Here is a 20,462-nt window from a genome sequence, read left to right on the forward strand (position 1 = left end):
CCCCGGCGCCCGGTCGGCCGCCCACCCGCGGCCGACACCCGGTGTCCGTCCGCCACCCGCCGGTGCCCTCGTTCGTTCGGCTCGCGTCGAAGCCCGAAGGCGGCCCCGCCGCGACCTGCCGTGGCTCGAAACGGCCTGCCGTGACCCGGCACGGCCCGGCGCGGTCCGACGGCCCGCCACGGCCCGCCACGGCTCGGTCCGGCACGACCCGATTCGGTCCGAACGGGCCGGGTCGGGCCCCTGCCGGTTCATCTCCCGGTGTCTCCTGGTTCGCCAGCCGGTCGCCGAACGGCTGTCCCGCGTTGGCCCCGGACTGTGAGGCTCTGTCCACAGGCTGTGGACAGAGCTGGGGGCAAGGGGTGGACACGACGACGGCCACGGCGGGCGGCGCGGTGCTCGCGCTCTTCGGCGGCGCACTGCTGCTCTGGTGCGCGTCCGAAGTGCGCCTTCGCCACCTGGTGCGACGCCGTGGCGTGCCGGCGGTGGCCACGGTGGTCGCCGAGGCCGACGCCCACGGTGAGCTGGACAGCGCACCGCTGCTCTCCTTCTCCGCACCGGCCGTGACGGGCGCCGCCGGCCCGGGGCGATGCGCCGAGCTGGTGATCACCCGCCCGCGCGGCCACACCCCGCTGCGCCGGCCGGCCTGCTTCGCGCCCGGGGCGTCCGTCCGTATCTCCTACGATCCTCGGCGGCCGAGCCGCGCGGTCCTGGCGGCGACGGAAACCGGCCGGGCGGCGGTGGCCGATCTGCTCTGGACCTCGCTCGGCACCGGCTGCGTGACCGCGGGGGCGGTACTGATCGCCGCCGGCCTCGCGGGCTGAGCCCCGTCCCACCGCCGCTGCGCCCGCCGCGCGGTGTCGATTTTCCGTTGACAGATTTTGAAATCCGTCATTCCATCCTTCGAAACCCGCCGAAGCCCCCCTCCACGGGGCGCGATCCTCCATCATCGGGTTACCGTTCGAGTGGCGTCGGTCGGCCTTGCCGGTGAAAAAGCAGGATCCTTCCGTTTGACAAGGGTGGCCGGGGTACGGTCACACTCCGCTGGTGGGGTCGTCGTGCAGCGGCGCCCCCGGGACGGTGGAGGGGTCGGGCGGAGCGCAGCCTGTGCTGCCGGCGCCGACCAGCTCACGTAACGACCGGGAGAGAAGAGCGAAGGTGTCCCCGAGCAGCGAGACCGCGCACGGACAGCGACTCGTCATTGTCGAGTCGCCGGCCAAGGCGAAGACGATCAAGGGCTACCTTGGCCCCGGCTACATCGTCGAGGCGAGCGTCGGGCACATCCGGGACCTGCCCAGCACAGCGGCCGAGGTCCCGGACAAGTACACCGGCGAGGTGCGCCGCCTCGGCGTCGATGTCGACCACGACTTCGCGCCCATCTACGTGGTGAACGCGGACAAGAAGTCGCAGGTCAGCAAGTTGAAGTCGCTGCTGGCCGAGTCCGACGAACTCTTCCTCGCCACCGATGAGGACCGCGAGGGCGAGGCCATCGCGTGGCACCTCCAGCAGGTCCTGAAGCCCAAGGTGCCGGTGCACCGGATGGTGTTCCACGAGATCACCAAGACCGCGATCCAGGAGGCGGTGGCCAATCCGCGCGAGCTGAACCAGCGCCTGGTCGACGCCCAGGAGACCCGCCGCATCCTCGACCGCCTCTACGGCTTCGAGGTCTCGCCGGTGCTCTGGAAGAAGGTCATGCCGAAGCTGTCGGCCGGCCGCGTCCAGTCCGTCGCGACCCGCCTGGTGGTCGAGCGGGAGCGCGAGCGGATCGCCTTCCGCAGCGCCTCCTACTGGGACCTGGTCGCCACCTTCGGCACCGGCCGCACCCCGGCCGACGCCGCCAACCCGGAGACCTTCGGCGCCCGGCTCTCGGCCGTCGACGGCAAGCGGATCGCCAGCGGCCGCGACTTCGGTTCGGACGGCCGGCTGAAGGCCGGCAGCGTCAACACCCTGCACCTGGACGAGCAGGCCGCCCGCGCGCTGGCCGCCGCCCTGGAGCAGACCTCGTTCGGTGTCCGCAGCGTCGAGTCCAAGCCGTACCGCCGCTCGCCGTACGCGCCGTTCCGCACCACCACGCTCCAGCAGGAGGCCAGCCGCAAGCTGGGCTTCGGTGCCAAGCGGACCATGCAGGTGGCCCAGAAGCTGTACGAGAACGGCTTCATCACCTATATGCGTACCGACTCCACCACGCTGTCGGAGACCGCGATCTCGGCCGCCCGGGCGCAGGTCACCCAGCTCTACGGGGCCGACTACCTGCCGGACGCGCCGCGCACGTACGCCAGCAAGGTCAAGAACGCCCAGGAGGCGCACGAGGCCGTCCGCCCCTCCGGCGACCGCTTCCGCACCCCGGCCGAGACCGGCCTGAGCGGCGACGACTTCCGGCTCTACGAGCTGATCTGGATGCGCACCGTCGCCTCCCAGATGAAGGACGCGGTCGGCCAGTCGGTGACCGTGAAGGTCGGCGGCCGCTCCGCGGACGGCCGGGACGCCGAGTTCTCCGCCTCGGGCAAGATCATCACCTTCCACGGCTTCCTCAAGGCCTACGTCGAGGGCGCCGACGACCCGAACGCCGAGCTGGACGACCGCGAGCGCCGGCTGCCGCAGGTGACCGAGGGCGACCCGCTGTCCGCCGAGCAGCTCACCCCGGAGGGCCACGCCACCAAGCCGCCGGCCCGTTACACCGAGGCCTCGCTGGTCAAGGAGCTGGAGGACCGGGAGATCGGCCGCCCGTCCACCTACGCCTCGATCATCGACACCATCATCGGGCGCCGCTACGTCTTCAAGAAGGGGACGGCGCTGGTGCCGTCGTTCCTCTCCTTCGCCGTGGTGAACCTGCTGGAGAAGCACTTCGGCCGGCTGGTCGACTACGACTTCACCGCGCGGATGGAGGACGACCTCGACCGCATCGCCGCGGGCGAGGCGCAGTCCGTGCCGTGGCTGAAGCGCTTCTACTTCGGTGAGGGCGAGGGCCACGCCACCGGCGGCGCCGCCGAGGCGGGCAACGGCGACGGCGACCACCTGGGCGGTCTGAAGGAACTGGTCACCGACCTCGGCGCGATCGACGCCCGGGAGATCAGCTCGTTCCGGATCAGCGACGACCTCACCCTGCGGGTCGGCCGTTACGGCCCGTACGTCGAGCGCGCCTCCACCGTGGAGGGCGAGCCCGGCCGGCGCGCCGACATCCCGGACGAGCTGCCGCCGGACGAGCTCACCGTCGAGCTGGCCGAGGAGCTGCTGGCCAAGCCCAGCGGTGACTTCGAGCTCGGCCAGGACCCGGTCAGCGGCAACCAGCTGGTCGCCAAGGACGGCCGGTACGGCCCCTACGTGACCGAGATCCTGCCCGAGGGCACGCCGAAGACCGGCAAGAACGCCGTGAAGCCGCGCACCGCGTCGCTGCTCCAGTCGATGTCGCTGGACACCGTCACGCTCGACGACGCGCTGAAGCTGCTGTCCCTGCCGCGCGTGGTCGGTCTCGATGAGGAGGGCGTGGAGATCACCGCGCAGAACGGCCGCTACGGGCCGTACCTCAAGCGCGGCACGGACTCCCGCTCGCTCACCAGCGAGGAGCAGATGTTCACGGTCACCCTGGAGGAGGCCCTGGCCATCTACGCCCAGCCCAAGCAGCGCGGCCGGGCCGCGGCCGCGCCGCCGCTCAAGGAGCTGGGCACCGACCCGGTCAGCGAGCGTCCGGTGGTGGTCAAGGACGGCCGGTTCGGTCCGTACGTCACCGACGGCGAGACCAACGCGACGCTGCGCAAGGACGACGAGGTCGAGACCATCACTCCCGAGCGCGGCTACGAGCTGCTGGCGGAGAAGCGGGCCCGCGGGCCGGTGAAGAAGACGGCCAAGAAGGCCCCGGCGAAGAAGGCGGCGGCCAAGAAGACCGCCACCAAGAAGACCACCACCACCAAGACGGCCGCGGCCAAGACCACGGCCAAGAAGACGACGACCAAGGCCGCCGCGAAGAAGACGGCGACCAAGAAGGCCGCCGCGAGCAAGACCGCCGCCGTCGACGAGGGCTGACCCTCCACCAGCGGCACCGGGCCCGCGCCCTCTTCGGAGGCGCGGGCCCGAGGTCTGTGGACGACCGGTGCGCGGCACGGCGCGCGAGCACCTCCGGCGCGGGGTGGCGAGCGTGTGCGCGGCGCGTCACAACCCTGCAATGACGGGCATCCGGAAGCCCGCACCCCTCTTTTCCGACCGGTGCCGACCGCTACGCTGACCGTATGACGAGCGAGGAGCAGCCCACCCCCGGCACCGGCGGTGCCGCCAGAGCCGGCACGCCCGACCTGCCGGAGGTCGCGCCCGCCGGAACCCCCGGTGAGCGCGCCCGGGCACTGTTGCGGCTGCGCCCCTACCGCCGCCTCTGGACCACCCAGCTGATCGGCGGCACCGCCGACCGGCTCGGGCTGCTGGTGCTGCTCGCGCTGACGGTGATCGCGGCCGCCCTCGGCGGGCAGTTCGGCGACCTGCCGCGCAGCCTCGCCTTCGCCGTCGCCGCGGTCTTCGCGGCCCGGCTGGCCGCCACCCTGCTGGTCGGCGCCGCCCTGCTCGGCCCGGTGCACGGGCTGCTCAGCGGCCGCCTGGACCGGCGCTGGACGCTGCTTGGCGTCGACGCGCTGCGGGCCGTGCTGATCGGCGTCGCGCCCTGGTGGATCGTCTGGCTGGGCTCCGACTCCGGGCCCTCCGGCGCCGCGACCTACGTACTGCTCGCCACCGTCTTCGTGACCGGTGCGGCCGAGCGGGTCTGGGCGATCGCCAAGGGCGCCGCCGTACCCGGCCTGCTGCCGCCGGCCAACCCCTTCGCGCCCCCCGGGGAGCAGCGTCCGTCCGCGGCCAACCTGGAGAGCGTGCGGACGCTGGACCGCCGCACCGGCTGGGCCACCGTGCCGCTCGCGGCAGCCGTCCTGGTCGCGCTCACCCTGGTCAACAACGTCTTCGCGGCCCTCGGCTCGGACTGGCTGCGCGTCCACCAGACCACCTTCGCGGCGCTCGGCGCGGCCGCCCTGTTCACGGTCTCGGCCGTCCGGGCGTACCTCCAGCAGCTGCCCGGCGGTCCGACGGCGGCCCCTCCGCACTCCCCGCTGCGGAGCCTGCGCGCGCCGACCGACGCCACGCCCGGTCCCGCGCTGAGCAAGGGCCGCACCGGCGCCGCCCCCTACTTCACCTTCTCGGTCGCCGCCGCCTTCGCCTCGATGGCGGGCGTCGCGGCGCTCGCGCTGCTGACCGCCGCCGAGCACCGGGCCGGGCCGATCGGCTACGGCCTGCTGGTGCTCGCCGCCGTCGGCACCCCGGCGCTCGGCTCCCGGCTCACCCGGGCCACCCTGCCCGCGCTCTCCCGCCGCCGGCTGCTCGCACTGGCGCTGCTGACCGAGGGCGTCGCGCTGATCCTGGCCGGTCTGGTGCTGGACTTCGTCCTGGTGCTGCTGCTGACCGTGCTGGCCGGCCTGGCCGCCGGGATCGTCGTCTCGGCCGGGCGCTCGCTGCTCGCCCAGGAGGTCGAGGAGGCGCGGCTCCCGACGGTCGACGAGCACCTGTACGCGGTGCTGCGGGCCGTGGTGGGCGGCGCGCTGATCGTCGTCCCGCTGATCGCCGCTGCCTACGGCGAGGTCGAGTACGGCACGGTCGAGCCCGGCTCGTTCACCTTCATCCACGGCGGCGCGGCCCTCGCGGTGGCCACCGCCGGGCTGCTGACGCTGGTGCTCGCGGCCGTCGTGCTGCTCAAGACCGACGACCGGCGGGGCACCGCCCCGTTCGGCCGGGACCTCGTCGACGCCGTGCGCGGCGCCGCCGGTCCGGCCCCGCACCGCACCACCGGTACCGGCTTCTTCATCGCCCTGGAGGGCGGCGACGGCGCCGGCAAGTCCACCCAGGCCCAGGCGCTCGCCGAGTGGATCCGGGGCAAGGGCCACGAGGTGGTGCTCACCCGTGAGCCCGGCGGAAGCCCGGTCGGGCAGCGGCTGCGCGGCCTCGTGCTGGACGTCGGCAACACCGGTCTGTCGCACCGCGCCGAGGCGCTGATCTACGCCGCCGACCGGGCCGAGCATGTCGAGAACGTCATCCGCCCGGCGCTGGCCCGCGGCGCGGTGGTCATCACCGACCGCTACATGGACTCCTCGATCGCCTACCAGGGCGCCGGGCGCGACCTGGCCGCCACCGAGGTGGCCCGGATCTCGCGCTGGGCGACCGGCGGGCTGGTGCCCGACCTGACCGTCGTCCTCGACGTCGACCCGACCAGGGCCCGGGAGCGGTTCACCGAGGCACTGGACCGGCTGGAGTCCGAGCCGACCGAGTTCCACCAGCGGGTCCGGTCCGGCTTCCTCTCGCTGGCCGCCGCCGACCCGGCCCGGTACCTGGTCGTGGACGGCAGCCAGCAGCCCGGCTTCGTCACCACCGCGATCCGCCACCGGCTCGACCGCGAGCTGCCGCTCTCCGAGCAGGAGAAGGCCGCCCGGGTCGAGCAGGAGCGGCTGGCCCGCGAGGAGGCCGAGCGCCGCGCCGCCGAGGAGGCCCGCCGGCGCGCGGCCGAGGCGGAGGCCGAGCGCAAGCGGTTGGAGCTGCTGGAGCAGCTCCGCGCCGAACAGGCGGAGAAGGAGCGGCTGGCCAAGGAGGAGGCCGAGCGGGTCGCCGCCGAGGCGGCGCGCAAGGCGGCCGAGGAGGCCCGGCGCAAGGCGGAGGAGGAAGCCCGCCGGCGGGCCGAGGAGGAGGCCAGGCAGCGTGCGGCCGAGGAGGCCCGACTCGCCGCCGAGGCCGCCGAGCGCCGGCGGCTCGCCGAGGAGGCGGCCGCCCAGGCGGAGCTCCAGCGGCAGCGTGAGCTGCAGCGCGAGGAGCAGCGCCGGCGCGCGGAGGAGGCGCTGCAGCGGGCCGAGGAGGCCCGGCTGGCGCAGGCCGCCGCGCTCGCCGCGGCCGCTGCCGCCGCCGAGAGCGCGGCCGACCGGGCGGACCGGCCCGCTCCGCCGGCCGACGACGTGACCACCGAGCTGCGGATCGTGCCGGAGCCCGAGGACGCGACCCAGGAGATCTCCGAGCGGGACCGCCGGGCGGCCGTCCGGGCGGCCGAGGCGGCCGGCGCCGCGGGAGCCGGTGGCGCTCCGGCGTCCCGGGCTCCGGAGGCCGACGCGACGGCGAAGCTGCCGGTCGTCCCCACCGCTCCGGCGGACGAGACGGCGGTGCTGCCCCGAGTCCCTTCGGCGGACCCCGACCGGACGGGTGCCGGGCGGCGCGACCACGCCGACCGGACGGAGGTGCTGCCGCGGGTCGAGCCGACCCGTCCGGCGGACCGGACGGAGGTGCTGCCGCGGGTGGAGCCGACCCGTCCGGCCGGCCCGGCCGGGCGGGAGACGCCGGTCGACAGCACCCGCGAGCTCCCGGCGGTGGAGGAGCAGCCCGCCGCCGAACCGCGCCCCCGGCCCTCCTGGGCCGAGGAGACGCCGATGGACGACCTGCCGAGCCTCACCGACACCCTGCTGGGCTCGCGCGACGAGTGGGCCCGCTGGGAGCAGGGCGGCCCCGCCGACCCGGCGCCGCAGGACCCGCGCGGTGGCGCGGCCGCTCCTCCGGCCGGCCCCGGCGGGCCGGAGAGCCGTGGCAGGACGGACGCCCAAGGCGGGTCGGACGACCGGGGCGACGGCAAGGGCAAGGGCCGGCGCTGGGGGCGCCGGAGCTGATTCGGTCCCGACCCGCGGTCCCACGCGGTCCACCCCGTCCACCCCGTCCACATGGCCCACGCGGCCCACTCGGCCTGGTGGGCCGACTGGGCAGGGGCGGGGCAGGGGCCTGAAGGACGGTGGGCGGTGCGGCCGGGGCGGTGCTCCGGCGGCACCGCCCGCCGTCGTACCGGCCACGTATGCTCGACTCCGGGAAACCGTGCCCGGAGCGCCGTCCGCCGCCCGGGTGACGGGCGCCGGCGCAGTCCGTACCGAGCTTGGGAGCAGCAGTGGCCGTCTGGGACGACCTGGTGGGCCAGGAGCGGGTGGTCGAGCAGCTGAGCGCCGCGGCCCGGGCGGCCTGGGCGACGGCCGCCGCCGGCCGCGGGGCTGCGCCGGAGCCGGGCGGCAACGCCTCGCTGATGACGCACGCCTGGCTGTTCACCGGCCCCCCCGGAGCCGGCCAGATCACCGCGGCCCGCGCCTTCGCCGCCGCCCTCCAGTGCACCAGCCCGGATCTCGCGCTCGGCGGTACGCCGGGCTGCGGGTTCTGCGACGGCTGCCACACCGTGCTCGCGGGCAGCCACGCGGACGTGAAGTACGTGCGCACCGACGGCCTGTCGATCGGCGTCGGCGACATGCGCGCCCTCGTGCTGCGGGCGTCCAGCTACCCGACCGGCGGCCGCTGGTCGGTGATCCTGGTCGACGCCGCCCACCGGCTCACCGAGGCCGCCGCCAACGCCCTGCTCAAGGGGGTGGAGGAGCCCTCCCCGCGCACCGTCTGGCTGCTCTGCGCGCCCTCCGTGCAGGACGTCCTGCCCACCATCCGCTCGCGCTGCCGCCTGCTGGTGCTGCGCCAGCCCGCCGCCGAGGCCGTCGCCGACATGCTGGTGAACCGCGACGGTGTCGACCCCACGACGGCCCGGATGGCCGCGCTCGCCGGCCAGGGGGACATCGAGCGCTCCCGCCGGCTGGCCGTCGACGACCAGGCCCGCACCCGGCGCACGGACGTGCTGCGGATCCCGCTGGAGGTCGGTGACATCGGTGGTTGCCTGGCCGCCGCCCAGCGGCTGGTCGACACGGCGAAGGCCGATGCCGAGGCGCTCGCCGAGACCCAGGACGCCAAGGAGACCGGCGACCTCAGGGCCGCGTACGGCGCGGCCGAGGGCAGCAAGGCTCCGCGGGGCATGGCCGGCGCGGTCAAGGAACTGGAGAAGCGGCAGAAGAGCCGGGCCACCCGGACCCGCCGGGAGACGCTCGGCGTCGCCCTGCTCGACCTGCTGAGCTTCTACCGGGACGTGCTGGCCCTCCAGCTGGGCTCCACCGGCGCGCTCTCCAACGAGGACCAGCGGCAGGCCCTGAACCGGGTCGCCCAGGCCGGCCCGCCGGAGGGCACGCTGCGGCGGATCGAGGCGGTGCTCGCCTGCCGGCAGGCGCTGGACCGCAACGTCGACCCGCTGCTCGCCGTCGAGGCGATGACCGTCGCCCTGCGCGCGGGCTGAGTCGGCGGACGCGGATGGCGGCCGGGGCGGGGCCGTCACCGCTAGGACCGCCGGTGGGGCCGCCGGTAGGGCCTCCCGCGCTACCCGGGTGTCCCACCTTCGAGTGAACGGGCCGTACGCGCCGGGGACACCTGCGTGTGACGGCCGGATCGCCCTGCACGCTGGGGCCGACTGCGCCCCGACGCCGGGGCCGTCGCGTCCCGTCCGGCACCGGCCCCCACCGGTCGTCCGGCCCTCCTCCCGAGGCGGTGCGTCCCATGGTCCGTTCGCTCCTCGTCGTCCCCCTGCTGGCAGCCGCCTCGGGCGGGATCTGGCTCGCCCGAGGCGCCCTGCTGCGCTGGCGCGACCTGCGGTCCGCCGAGACCTACGAGCTGACCGGTGATCAGCGGCCGATGCTGCTGCGCGCGGCCGGCGCGATGGTCTGCGGCATCTGCGTGACGGCACTGACCGTGTTGACGGCCCTGGGCACCTTCGGCACCTTCGGCGGACCGGCCTCGCGGTCCGACTCCGCGGAGCTCACCGCCGACAGCACGGGCCAGGGCGGGAGCCGGCAGGCCGCGCCGCCCGCCGACGAGGCACCCGCTCCGGTCGCCCCGGCTGTCGCGCCCGCGCCCGCTCCTGCTCCCGCCCCCGCCCCCGCGCCGGCACCGGCCGCCAGCCGGTTCGACAACGTCGGCCACCCGGGCGGTGGCGAGCTGCTGCAGTCCGCCGTCCCCGGCCCGGACGGCCACCCCCGCAACGTCCGGGTCTGGCTGCCCGCCCAGTACGCCAAGGACCCGAACGCCCGCTTCCCGGTGGTCGTGATGCACGCCGCCACTCCCCGGATGACCGCCGACACCGAAGTCCCGGACGTCTTCGAGGGCCTCGGCTCCGCCGTCCAGACCGGCAAGGCCCGCCCGTTCATCCTGGTGGCCCCCGAGGCGCCGAACGGCACCGCGCACCCGTGCGAGCTGGTCGCCGCCGCCCCCCAGGCCATCGCCGACGACGCCGCGCTGCGCACCACCATCGCGGCCACCTTCCGCACCCTGCCGCCCGGCCCGGCCTCCTGGGGCACGCTCGGCGTCGAGGCGGGCGCGCCCTGCGCGGTGGCCGCCGGGCTGGCCCGCCCCGACCTGTACGGCGCGGCCGCCGCGGTCTCCGGCCGGTACGACACCGTCGCGCTGACCCGGACGGGGGCCGAGGCCCCCGCCAACGCCGCCCCGAAGCTGCTCCTGGCCGCCGCCAAGGCCGACGCCGCGGGCCTGGACGCGGCCCGCAAGCTGCAGACCGCGCTGCACGGCGGCGCCGGCGCGTCGGCCCGTGCCGACGTCCGGATCTCCGAGAACGTGCAGGACTACACGGCCGACCGGGAGCGGCTGCGGCTGGTCCGCCAGGCGGTCCAGTACCTGGCCGAGACGCTGGCGAAGGCGTCCTGACCAGGGTGTCCGCGGAGGCTACGCTTCGCGGTACCCAGGGCGCCGGCAGCGGCCGCGCCCCAGCACCTGAGAGGGACCGGATGAGGTCGGAGCGGGGCATGCGGGCGCGGGCGGTGGCCGCGGCACTGGCGGTCGCGGGGTTGTTGGTCGGCGGGTGCAGCTCCTCCTCGTCCACCCCCGGGGCGGCCTCCTCGGACACCGCCGCGCCCGGCGCCGCCCCGTCCGGGTCTCTCGCCTCCGGGGGGCCGGCGGCGGCCGACGCCCGTCCCGGTGTCACTCCGCTGGAGCCGCTCCCCGCCGCCGTTCCCGCCGCGCTGGCGCCGTACTACGCCCAGCGGCCCGCCTGGCAGCCCTGCGACGACGGCTTCGAGTGCACCACCTTCACGGTGCCGCTGGACTACGACCGCCCGGGCGGCGGCGACCTCACCCTCTCGGCGGTCCGGGCCGTCGCCGTCCCGGCGGACCCGGACCAGGGCGGGGCCCCCGGCGCGGCCGGCGGCCGGCTCGGGTCGCTGCTGCTCAACCCCGGCGGCCCCGGCGGCTCGGCGATCGAGTACGTGGAGGCCGTCGCCAAGACCTACGACAGCGCCGTGCGCGCCCGGTACGACCTGGTCGGGCTCGACCCGCGCGGCGTCGGCCGCAGCAGCCCGGTGACCTGTCTGACCGGCGAGCGGATGGACGCGTACACCGCCGCCGACATCACCCCCGACGACCAGGCCGAGATCGACGCCCTGGTGGCCGCGGACCGGGAGTTCGCGGAGGGCTGCCGGCAGCAGGCCGGCGACCGGCTCGGCCACCTCGGCACCGTCGAGGCGGCCCGCGACATGGACGTCCTGCGGGCGCTGCTCGGCGACGAACGGCTCAACTACGTGGGCAAGTCCTACGGCACCTTCCTCGGCGCCACCTACGCCGGTCTCTTCCCCGGCCGGACCGGCCGGATCGTGCTGGACGGCGCGATGGACCCGTCGCTCGACTCGATCAGCGGCAACCGCACCCAGGCCGGCGGCTTCGAAACCGCCTGGGCGGCCTTCGCCAAGGACTGCGTCAAGCGCGAGGACTGCCCGCTCGGCCGCACCGAGCAGCAGGCGGGCGAGCAGCTCAGCGCCCTGTTCGCGGCCATCGACGCCAAGCCGCTGACCACCGTCGACGGCGCCCGCCGGCTCACCGAGTCCCAGGCGACGACCGGCGTCATCCAGGCCATGTACGCCGACTTCCTCTGGCCCAAGCTGCGCACCTCGCTCGCCGACGCCAAGGCCGGTGACGGCACCGGCCTGCTCAAGCTGTCGGACTCGTACTACGAACGCGGTCCGGACGGCTCGTACCCCAACCTCATGTTCGCCAACATGGCGGTGAACTGCCTGGACCTGCCCGCGCCGTTCACCGGCCCGGCCGACGTCCAGCGGGCCGTGCCGGACTTCGAGCGGACCTCGCCCCGGTTCGGCCGCGACATGGCCTGGATGGCGCTGACCTGCAGCTACTGGCCGGTCCGGGCCACCGGCGCCGCGCACACCGTCCGGGCCGCCGGCGCCGCTCCGATCGTGGTCATCGGCACCACCCGCGATCCGGCCACCCCGTACGCCTGGGCGCGGTCCCTCGCCGGGCAGCTGGAGTCCGGGCGGCTGCTGACCTTCGACGGCGACGGCCACACCGCGTACGGACGGCACGACGAGTGCGTCGACGGGGCGGTCAACGGGTACCTGCTGGGCGGTCCGGCGCCGGAGCAGGGCAAGCGCTGCGGCGCGTAGAGGGGGAGGGGCTCGGCGGGTAATTTCGGCTTCAACCGCCGACCGGTGCGACGTTACGATGAGCGCCCCGCAGCCCCTGCCACCCCCACCGGAGCCCACCGTGCTCGGAGTCAACGACCTGGCGACGTACATCCTCGGCGCCCTCGTGATCATCCTCCTCCCCGGCCCCAACTCCCTGTACGTGCTGTCCGTCGCCGCCCGCAAGGGCGTCCGGACCGGCTACACCGCCGCCGCCGGCGTCTTCGTCGGTGACTTCACCCTGATCAGCCTCACCTCGCTGGGCGCCGCCTCGCTGCTGGAGGCCAACCCCGCGGTCTTCGCCGTGGTGAAGTTCGGCGGCGCCGCCTACCTGCTCTGGATCGGCGTCGGCATGCTCCGCGCCGCCCGCCAGCTCTGGCGCGAGCACCGCGCCGCCGCGGCCGCCCCCGACACCGCCGCGGCCGCCGTCCCGGACTCCACCGAGCGCCCGTTCCGCCGCGCCCTGGTGATCAGCCTGCTGAACCCGAAGGCGATCCTCTTCCTGCTCTCCTTCTTCACCCAGTTCGTGGACCCGTCCTACGGACAGCCGGCCCTCTCCTTCGCCCTGCTCGGCGGCATCCTGCAGACCTTCAGCCTGCTCTACCTCTCCATGCTGATCTTCGCGGGCACCACCCTCGCCACCGCCTTCCGCCGCCGCAAGCGCCTCTCCGCCGGCCTCACCAGCGGCGTCGCCGTCCTCTTCGCCGGCTTCGCCGCCAAACTGGCCGTCTCCTCCGCCTGATCCACCGCCGCGGAACCCCGTTACGGATCACCCGCGAACCTGTGTAGACTGGCCCGCGTTGCCACCACGTGCGGCAACGGTGCCGCCTTAGCTCAGTTGGCCAGAGCAACGCACTCGTAATGCGTAGGTCATGGGTTCGAATCCCATAGGCGGCTCACTCAGGCCCAGGTCAGATACTCTCTGACCTGGGCTTTTTCATGTCCCCCGTCAATTCAGTGGTCTAGTCCATAGCGCGTACATGCCATGAAATTGCCCGAAACTTGCCCGGAGCCTCCGAGCGCTGTCGAGGCCGGTTCAGCGGGGCCTCGGCCGCCGCGCTTCGCGGCATCCATCGCACCCCGCTGCTCGGTGACGGAGCGTGAAATTTTCCACCGATGCAGCCTCCTGAAACGACAGCGCCCGCCAGGAAGAATCTCCTGGCGGGCGCTGTCGGTGGAGGGTCAGGCGACGACGATGCCGGGCCGAGGGTAGACCGCCTTGCGGCGGGGGACGAGCTTCACGACGGCCTCGGCCGCCTCGCGCGCGATTTCGTCCAGGACGGTCTGGTAGATGTCGCGGGTGATGGCCGTGTCGCTGTGGCCGAGCATCTCGGAGACGACCTTGGGGTCGATACCCGCCAGCAGGGCGAGCGTGGCGGCCAGGTGCCGGAGGTCGTGGAGTCGGACGGGCGGCAGGCCGGCCTCCTCCACCAGGCGGCCGAAGAGGTCGCTGACCTTGCCCGGGTGGAGCCAGGTGCCGTCCTCCTCCACGAACATGCGGCCCGTGTCGGCCCACCCGGGGCCGAAGCGGAACCGCTCCGCCTTCTGCCGCTTCTCGTGGTGGACCAGGACGCTGGTGGTGTCCAGGTCCAGAGCGACGATGCGAACACCGCTGGCGGTCTTCGGCTCGCCCTCCAGGACGCTCCAGCCCAGCTGCACGAGCTGGGTCTCCACCGACAGGGACCGGTTGTCCCTGTCGAAGTCAACCCAGCGGGCGCCAACGCCCTCGCCGCGGCGCGGGCCGCGGAAGCAGAACAGGTGCCACAGCGCGTAGAGCCGGTGGTCGGAGACGTGATCGAGGAAGACGCCGGCCTGGTCGGGGGTCCAGACCATGACCGGGGACGGCTTCTTGCCGGTCCGCTTCCACTCGGCGATGCGGGCGGCCGTCCACACCAGGGCCTTGGGCTTCGGCGCGGTCGTCAGCTCGACGTGGTGCGCCGGGTTGAAGACGATCAACTGCCGGGCGATGGCGGCGTTCAGCGCACCCCGCAGGGTCGCCTTGATGTGGTGCTGCGAGGACAGCCCCGTCACCCGCCGGAAGGGCGGCATCGCGGCGATGGCCTCGCGGGCGGTCCGGCGCGCCGCCCGGCCCTCGATCAGCTTGAGGTCCGCGACGGCCTGGTGCCGCTGAGCGTTCTGCTCCACGATCTCCACATTGGTCGCGTCGATCCCCTCGAACATCTCATCGAGGTGCTCAATGCTCAGCTGGTCGAGCCGCCGCTCACCAATGCGCGGCTTGAGGTGGCAGCGGACGTCCACCTCGTAGCGCGTCCACCCCGTAGGCCGGAGCTTCTTCTTGCCCTTGAGCCAGAAGTCCAGCCAATCGCCCACCGTGATGCGGCTGGTCAGCTTGAACCCCGCCCGCAGCAGCCGGGCGGTGTTCTCGGGGGCCGGGAGCGGCGAGCGCTCCTTCTGGCAGAGCATGATCAGATCACTGACGCGGGCCAGCGCATCGGGATCGTCCTCGTCCGCGAGGGCGAGGAGAGCCCGGACCCGGTCCAGCTCCTTCTGCGCCTCCTTCGACGTGTCGAAGCCGGTGCGGCGGAACTGGCGGCGCTTGCCGTCGGCGTCCGGGGCGACCTCCTGACGCACGGACCACTTGCCGTGCGTGGGGGCCCGGAGCTTGGGGCAGGGGTTTGACGCGGCGTAGAGGGCGCCGGTCTTCGAGTCCCGGCAGTAGCACGTGCGGGTTATGGAGCCCTTCAGTTGGGCACCTCCTCTTCCTGGGCGACAAATGCGAGGTGCTCCGGCAGCGGTGCCGGGTGCAGGCCAAGATCACGCATTCGTTGGCGGGTATCCAGCAGGCGTCGACAGTCCTCGCGGGCGATCCGCTCCATCTCGGCTGCCTGTCGGGTCAGCTGGTCGTATCTGTCCGAGCCGACCGAGGACCTGCCTGCCTGCGCCCGCCAGTCTCGGGCAGCGCGCGTGGAGATCGTCGCCGTCTGCACGTCCACCTCGTGCTCCCGGAACATCACCAGCGTGGAGCGCGGGCTACCCTCCGGCTCGTTGTCGGTGACGCCCTCGCCGGTGATCAGCTGAACGGCCGCCCAGCTGGAAAGGCGCAGGTTCGGCAACAGGTCGATGCTGGCCTCCGTCCCGAGCGGCACCAGAAGGGAGGCGACAGGCAGGTTCAGCGCGGCGGCGAGCGCGAGGACCTCCTCGACCTTCAGGCTGCCGCGCCCGGCCTTCTCGATCTTGTTGATCGCGGTGGGCGGGATCGGCACGCCGAAGTCGGCGCAGCGCCTGGCGACCTCGGGGGCGGACAGCCCCTGGCGGATGCGCTCCCCGCGGATGGCTTCGCCCACGCGGAGGGTGAGAGCGGTCGGTACCGGCTTCGTTGTCATGGGAAGCAGCATAGCTTGGCTTTTCGCTGCTCCGCGAGCAAGTGTGGTAGAAGTTTCTCCGACAGAGAACATCCCGCACGGGGGAGTGCTGCTTTGAACGACATGACAGCGAGGGCGCGGGCCAAGCGCTTCTCCCGCGAGGCCCTGGCGCAGCTTCCCCCCGCGCTGCTCGTGGCGGACGCCAACAGGCTGCTGGACCTCTCCCGCAGCACCGGGTACCGCATGATCCATGAGGGCACCTACCCCTGCGCCGTCCTCAAGGTCGGCGACCAGCACCGCGTCGTCACCGCGGACCTCCTGCGAGTGCTGGAGCTTTCCGACCTGCCGATCCGCAGGCGGATGGCCAGCCTGCCGCCGGCCATCCGACTGCCCGACGCGAACGAGCTGCTCAGCCTGAGCCGCACCACCGGCTACAGGCTCGCCCGAACCGGCCAGTACCCGTGCAGCGTGCTGCGGGTCGGATCCGAGTACCGGGTCCGCAAGTACGAACTGCAACGCATCCTGCAGGTGCGTGACCTGCCTACCGAAGTGGCAGCCTGAGCGCCGGCAGGCGGCTTGCCCGCCAACAGGACGCGAGCGGGCCGGAGTGAAGAAGACAGGACGATGCCTTCCCCGCCCAGCCACGGCTGGCTGAGCCGACACAAGGAACCCGCCACCCAGCAGCGGCTTTTCTCACCAGAGCCCTTGCTGTTCATCCACCGGTCCCGGGCGCAGCGCAGGTGGGACGGCGATGGCCGTTAGGTCAGCCCAGGTATCCAGGCGTTCGGCAAGGGCGAGGAGGAGCAGGGCGGTGGCGTGAGCGTCGTAGGCCGCACGGTGCCGCAGCCCCGTCACTCCGGCCAGCGGCACGGCGATCGAGGCGAGCAACATGTCGAGGGTGTGGCGGTCCAAGTCGGGGCGGAGGGCCCTGGCCAGGCGCAGGGTGCAGATCACCCCGGCCGGTTCCCACCCGGGCAGTAGCCGGGAGAGGAGCCGGTAATCGACAGAGGCGTTGTGCGCGACGATCCACGCACCACTCAGGTCTGCGCGTACCTGGTCTGCGATTGTCTCCCAGGTGGGCGCGCTCGCGAGGACTTGGTTGGTGAGGCCGTTCAGGGCGGCGGCTCTCTGCGTGACCGGGTTGGGTGGTCGCACCAGGCTCTGGCGGATTGCGTCGGCGCGCACGGTGCCGGCGGTGATCGGGACGGCAGCCAACTCGACCAAGTCGGGCGGGCTCGCACCGGAGCCCTCGGTGTCTACCACCAGCACCTTCGGCGGCCAGGTGTGGAAGTCCATGCGCTGTTCCTCGTGGTGGGACGGGGCGGGCGCCCGCCCCGTCGGTGGGTGCTGCTACTCGGCGGTGGTTCGCTGGGCGGGGACGGTCCGGTCCTGCTGCAGGTCGAGTAGCTCCCGGAATAGGCCGCCTGGCTGGTCGGCGAGCTGGTCCCAGGTGCCCATCTGCACGATCCGGCCCTGCTCCATGACAACGACTCGGTCCGCGAGACGGGCGTTGGCCAGGTTGTGGGTGACGAGCAAGGTGATTCGGCCGTCCGCGAGGCCGCGAAGGGCGTGAAGGATCTTGTGCTCGGCGCGCGGGTCGAGGTCGGAGGTCGGCTCGTCGAGGATCAGCAGGCCGGGTCGGCGGCTGGTGCGGTAGAAGGCGCGTGCGACCGCCGCGCGCTGCCAGCCTCCCCCGGACAGCTCGGCACCGCCCATCCAGCCCTGGGCGAGCAGGGTCCGCCAGCCCGAGCGGAGCCGGGACACGATCTCGTCGAAGCCGGTTAGCGCGGCAGCCGCCTCGACATTGGGGTCGGGGGCTCCGTCGTGGTGGCCGAGGTGGATGTTCTCCGAGGCGGGGAGCGGCCAGCGGGCGAACTCCTGCGGGACGCGAGAGACCTGCCGCCACATTCCCTCGGCATCCAGGTCGCTGATCGGCACGCCGTCCCAGGTGATCCGGCCGCCACCCAGTTGCGGCAGGTACAGGCCGGACAGGAGCTTGAGGAAGGTGGACTTGCCGGAGCCGTTTTGGCCGATCACGGCGACGACCTCGCCCTGGGTCAGGGTCAGGTCGATGCCGCGCAGTGCCGGTTCCTGCTGCTCGCCCGGGTAGGAGTAAGTGAGGCTGGCGACCTCGATCACCTTCGGCGGGCCGGGCACCGTGCTGCCCCTGGCGATGCGGTGACCGCCAGCCTCGTCCAGGAAGGTGAAGTAGTCGTCCAGGTACAGGCCCATCCGGTAGAGGCGGGCACCATTGCCGACCATGCCCTGCACGCCGTTGCCCGCGGTGCGCAGCGCGAACGTCGCCGAGCCGGCAGCCGCGAGGCCGATGCGGCCGGTGGACACCAGGTACAGCAGCGCGCCCCAGATCAGCGCCGCCCCGGCGCCGGTGCCGAGTGCGGCGAGCAGCGATACCTTGGCGGCGGCCCGACCGGCGTCGTCGGTGGCCGCGACGATCCGAGCTTCGGTCTGCCGGTACTTGGCCAGCATGAACGGGGTGACCTGGTCGGAGCGGACCTGGTCGGCCCTGCCCTTGTCGATCAGGTACCAGCGGTAGATCCGCAGTGCCTGCCGCTCCTCCCCCGTCATCACCGAGGCGAGGTAGTGGATGCGGGCGGTGCGCACGGCTGCGATGCCGGTGGGCACGGAGCCCAGCAGCAGGAACGGGACGAGCCACAGGTTCAGGGTGGCCAGCACCCCGGCCGCGGCGACCAGCGAGACGGTGGAAGCGATCACGTCCTGCGCCGCCGATAGCAGGTCCGGTGTGGTGGCCGCGCCCCGGTCGGCCGCCTCCCAGCGTTCCCCGTAGGAGGGTTCGTCGTAGGCGGCCAGTTCGGCCGAGCAGCCGGCCTCGATCAACGCCATGTCCGCCTCGCGGTTGATCCGGGGTGCGACCTGACCCGACAGAGTAGCCACGGCGATGGCCAGGACGGCCCGCAGCCCGGCGGACAGCGTGAGGACCGACAGCGATGGCGCGGCGGCCCGCAGGTGGGCGGTGACCGGTCCGGAACGAAGTAGGGCGGCCAGGGTGCCGGTGGTCGCGTAGAGGGCGAGCGCGCCGAAGATCCCGGAGGCGGCCTGGCAGAGCAGGAGCAGCAGGGTGGCTCGCCGGTCCGCGGCCCAGGCAAGGGCCAGGGCGCGACGGACCAGTTGGGGCAGGCGGCGCACCATGGCGCCGGTGGAGATCGACTCGCCGGCCTCCCGACGCTTGTCGCCATAGAAGTGGGTGCGGAACTCCTCCGCGGGCTCCTCGTCCTCGGGCGGGGCTTCGGCTGCTCGGCTGGGGGTCGCGCTGGTCTCGGTCACATTGCTCCCTGGTTCGGCGGGCTGGGCGGTAGGTGTGCGGGCAGGCCGGATCACCGGGCCCGCCGGGCGCGGCTGGGCGCGGTCAGCGGGTCCGACCGTGGGCATGCTCGGGTCGCAGCGGTGCCGTGCGGCAGGCTGCGGAGAGTGGGGCTGCTGGCGCGGACCCTGATCCTGGCAGGGCGCTCTCGGGCCGCCTGGCGTGTCTGAGCCGGACTCACTCAATCCGGGTAACTCGGTGTCGCCTTCGGCGCGTTGGTGGATGTCGATCAAAAAAATCCTGCCGACCGGATTCCCATGGCGGGCCCGATCGGCGTTCTGGGGCACAACTGGTTGTTGTCGGGTGCAGGGGAAGGACGGACCCTGGCTGCAGGCCGCCAACCTCGCTGTGCCGAGGGACCTCTGTGCAGGTGCTGGTCAGACCGGGCGGTCGGTGATGCGGAACAGCGCCGGGGGGTGGCGGCGGCCGTTGACCTGGAGGGCGAGGTGGTAGCTGCCAGGTGCGAGGGCGGCGGTTCCGGTGGGCTTCAGAGCATGGCTCTTGTCCACGCGCAGTGGCAAGCCGGCCCTGAGCACAGCCCGGCCGAGGTGGGCGACCTTCTCCCTGGTCCGGGCGCCGGGGTCGGTGCGGGTCAGGACGTACATGACGTGCACCGGAGTGTCTGTGGGGGCGGTGAGGTCGGCTTCGAAGACGAGGGTGTCGCCGAGCCGGTGCTCCGTGCGGGGCAGGCGGAGGGGGCTGACGCTGACGGCGGCCTGCGGGTCGTAGCCGAGGATCGTGTAAGCGGCTGCCCATCCGTCTTTGAGACGGGCCTTGAGCGCCTCGCGGGTGATGAAGGCGAGTTCGGTGGCCGTGGCGCGCCCTTCCGTGTGCCACCTGGTCAGGGTTTCGAGGACGAGCTCGGGTTGTGTGCGGGCGATATCGCGCAGGTGGTTGGCGACCGACCGGGTCACGAAGCGGCTGCTGTCGGCGTACAGCACGTCGAGCAGCGGCAGGGAGGTGTCGACGGGCAGGCCGGTGCCGACGGACCAGGGCAGGTGGGGGCGCAGGGCCTCGCTGGCCAGGCGCCGCACCCGGTGGTCGGCGGCGGTGGCCCACGTGGCGGCGGCCGCCAGTGTCCGTTCGGGATAGGTGGTGAGGAAGGCGCGGACGGCGTCCTCGGCGGAGAAGTACGGGGTGATCGTGGCGAGCGCGTCGAATGCTTGGTCGAGGTGCTCCGGGTGGAGGTGGTGGGCGGCGACGTAGGCGGAGTGCGGTGCGTAGATGTACAGGCCGAAGTCGGATTCCGCGCCGGCGGCCTCCGGGGTGGCTGGCAGGGAGCGCAGCAGGGTGTTGAGGGCGGCCGGCCCGGTGGCGGGCAGGTGTTGGTGCAGGCCCTCGGCAGTGCGGGCGATGCGGGCCTTGAGTTCCAGGCGGGGCAGGTCGGCTGTGACCTGGGCGGTGAACGAGGCGGCGTCGAAGCCGGGGCAGGCGGCCTGCATCTCGCGCCCGATCCGGGCGATCCGATCCGGGCTCAAT

Annotated in this window: 13 protein-coding genes and 1 tRNA gene; 9 read left to right on the top strand and 5 right to left on the bottom strand. The window is 73.5% G+C overall.

The window, feature by feature from the left end; translation table 11 throughout:
* The first annotated feature begins 359 nt into the window (after positions 1 to 359).
* The 8 genes from ACFWA9_RS02620 to ACFWA9_RS02655 all read left to right on the top strand — a co-directional run bounded on the left by ACFWA9_RS02620 (position 360) and on the right by ACFWA9_RS02655 (position 13,217).
* Positions 360 to 821 (top strand): DUF3592 domain-containing protein, encoded by a 462-nt coding sequence (locus ACFWA9_RS02620; RefSeq protein ID WP_380382482.1) that lies wholly within the window; start codon positions 360 to 362, stop codon positions 819 to 821.
* A 334-nt stretch (positions 822 to 1,155) separates the two neighbouring features.
* On the top strand, positions 1,156 to 4,017 hold the full coding sequence (gene topA / locus ACFWA9_RS02625; protein WP_380382484.1) for a type I DNA topoisomerase: 2,862 nt from the start codon (positions 1,156 to 1,158) through the stop codon (positions 4,015 to 4,017).
* A 203-nt stretch (positions 4,018 to 4,220) separates the two neighbouring features.
* Positions 4,221 to 7,661, top strand: coding sequence for a dTMP kinase (gene tmk / locus ACFWA9_RS02630; RefSeq protein ID WP_380382486.1), 3,441 nt, complete (start codon positions 4,221 to 4,223; stop codon positions 7,659 to 7,661).
* Positions 7,662 to 7,930: 269 nt separating this feature from the next.
* Positions 7,931 to 9,142, top strand: coding sequence for a DNA polymerase III subunit delta' (locus ACFWA9_RS02635; RefSeq protein ID WP_329492156.1), 1,212 nt, complete (start codon positions 7,931 to 7,933; stop codon positions 9,140 to 9,142).
* Positions 9,143 to 9,399: 257 nt separating this feature from the next.
* Complete coding sequence (locus ACFWA9_RS02640; protein WP_380382488.1) at positions 9,400 to 10,557, top strand: hypothetical protein; 1,158 nt, start codon at positions 9,400 to 9,402, stop codon at positions 10,555 to 10,557.
* A gap of 80 nt (positions 10,558 to 10,637) precedes the next feature.
* Complete coding sequence (locus tag ACFWA9_RS02645; protein WP_380382489.1) at positions 10,638 to 12,302, top strand: alpha/beta hydrolase; 1,665 nt, start codon at positions 10,638 to 10,640, stop codon at positions 12,300 to 12,302.
* 100 nt (positions 12,303 to 12,402) lie between these two features.
* Positions 12,403 to 13,062: a leucine efflux protein LeuE gene (gene leuE, locus ACFWA9_RS02650; protein WP_329488488.1), complete on the top strand. Its 660-nt coding sequence runs from the start codon at positions 12,403 to 12,405 to the stop codon at positions 13,060 to 13,062.
* An 81-nt stretch (positions 13,063 to 13,143) separates the two neighbouring features.
* A tRNA-Thr gene (locus ACFWA9_RS02655) sits at positions 13,144 to 13,217 on the top strand.
* Positions 13,218 to 13,502: 285 nt separating this feature from the next.
* On the opposite strand, the gene ACFWA9_RS02660 is transcribed toward ACFWA9_RS02655, so the two are convergent.
* Together ACFWA9_RS02660 and ACFWA9_RS02665 are read right to left on the bottom strand one after the other, a co-directional pair.
* Positions 13,503 to 14,912, bottom strand: coding sequence for a tyrosine-type recombinase/integrase (locus ACFWA9_RS02660; protein WP_380382491.1), 1,410 nt, complete (start codon positions 14,910 to 14,912; stop codon positions 13,503 to 13,505).
* A gap of 110 nt (positions 14,913 to 15,022) precedes the next feature.
* The gene (locus ACFWA9_RS02665) at positions 15,023 to 15,664 is read right to left on the bottom strand and encodes a hypothetical protein (protein WP_380382492.1); all 642 of its coding nucleotides are present in this window, start codon (positions 15,662 to 15,664) and stop codon (positions 15,023 to 15,025) included.
* Positions 15,665 to 15,757: 93 nt separating this feature from the next.
* Between ACFWA9_RS02665 and ACFWA9_RS02670 the strand changes: the two genes are divergently transcribed.
* Positions 15,758 to 16,204: a hypothetical protein gene (locus ACFWA9_RS02670; protein ID WP_380382494.1), complete on the top strand. Its 447-nt coding sequence runs from the start codon at positions 15,758 to 15,760 to the stop codon at positions 16,202 to 16,204.
* A gap of 132 nt (positions 16,205 to 16,336) precedes the next feature.
* Here the strand turns inward: ACFWA9_RS02670 and ACFWA9_RS02675 are convergent, their stop codons facing one another.
* From ACFWA9_RS02675 to ACFWA9_RS02685, 3 genes are all read right to left on the bottom strand, one after another.
* Positions 16,337 to 16,939: an exonuclease domain-containing protein gene (locus ACFWA9_RS02675; protein WP_380382496.1), complete on the bottom strand. Its 603-nt coding sequence runs from the start codon at positions 16,937 to 16,939 to the stop codon at positions 16,337 to 16,339.
* Positions 16,940 to 16,993: 54 nt separating this feature from the next.
* Entirely contained in the window at positions 16,994 to 18,946 is a 1,953-nt protein-coding gene (locus ACFWA9_RS02680) for an ATP-binding cassette domain-containing protein (RefSeq protein ID WP_380382498.1), read from the bottom strand.
* A gap of 414 nt (positions 18,947 to 19,360) precedes the next feature.
* Positions 19,361 to 20,461, bottom strand: coding sequence for a hypothetical protein (locus tag ACFWA9_RS02685; RefSeq protein ID WP_380382500.1), 1,101 nt, complete (start codon positions 20,459 to 20,461; stop codon positions 19,361 to 19,363).
* Position 20,462 lies beyond the last annotated feature (1 nt).

The sequence above is a fragment of the Kitasatospora sp. NPDC059973 genome, from assembly GCF_042737525.1.
In the GTDB taxonomy this organism is placed as follows: Bacteria; Actinomycetota; Actinomycetes; order Streptomycetales; family Streptomycetaceae; genus Kitasatospora.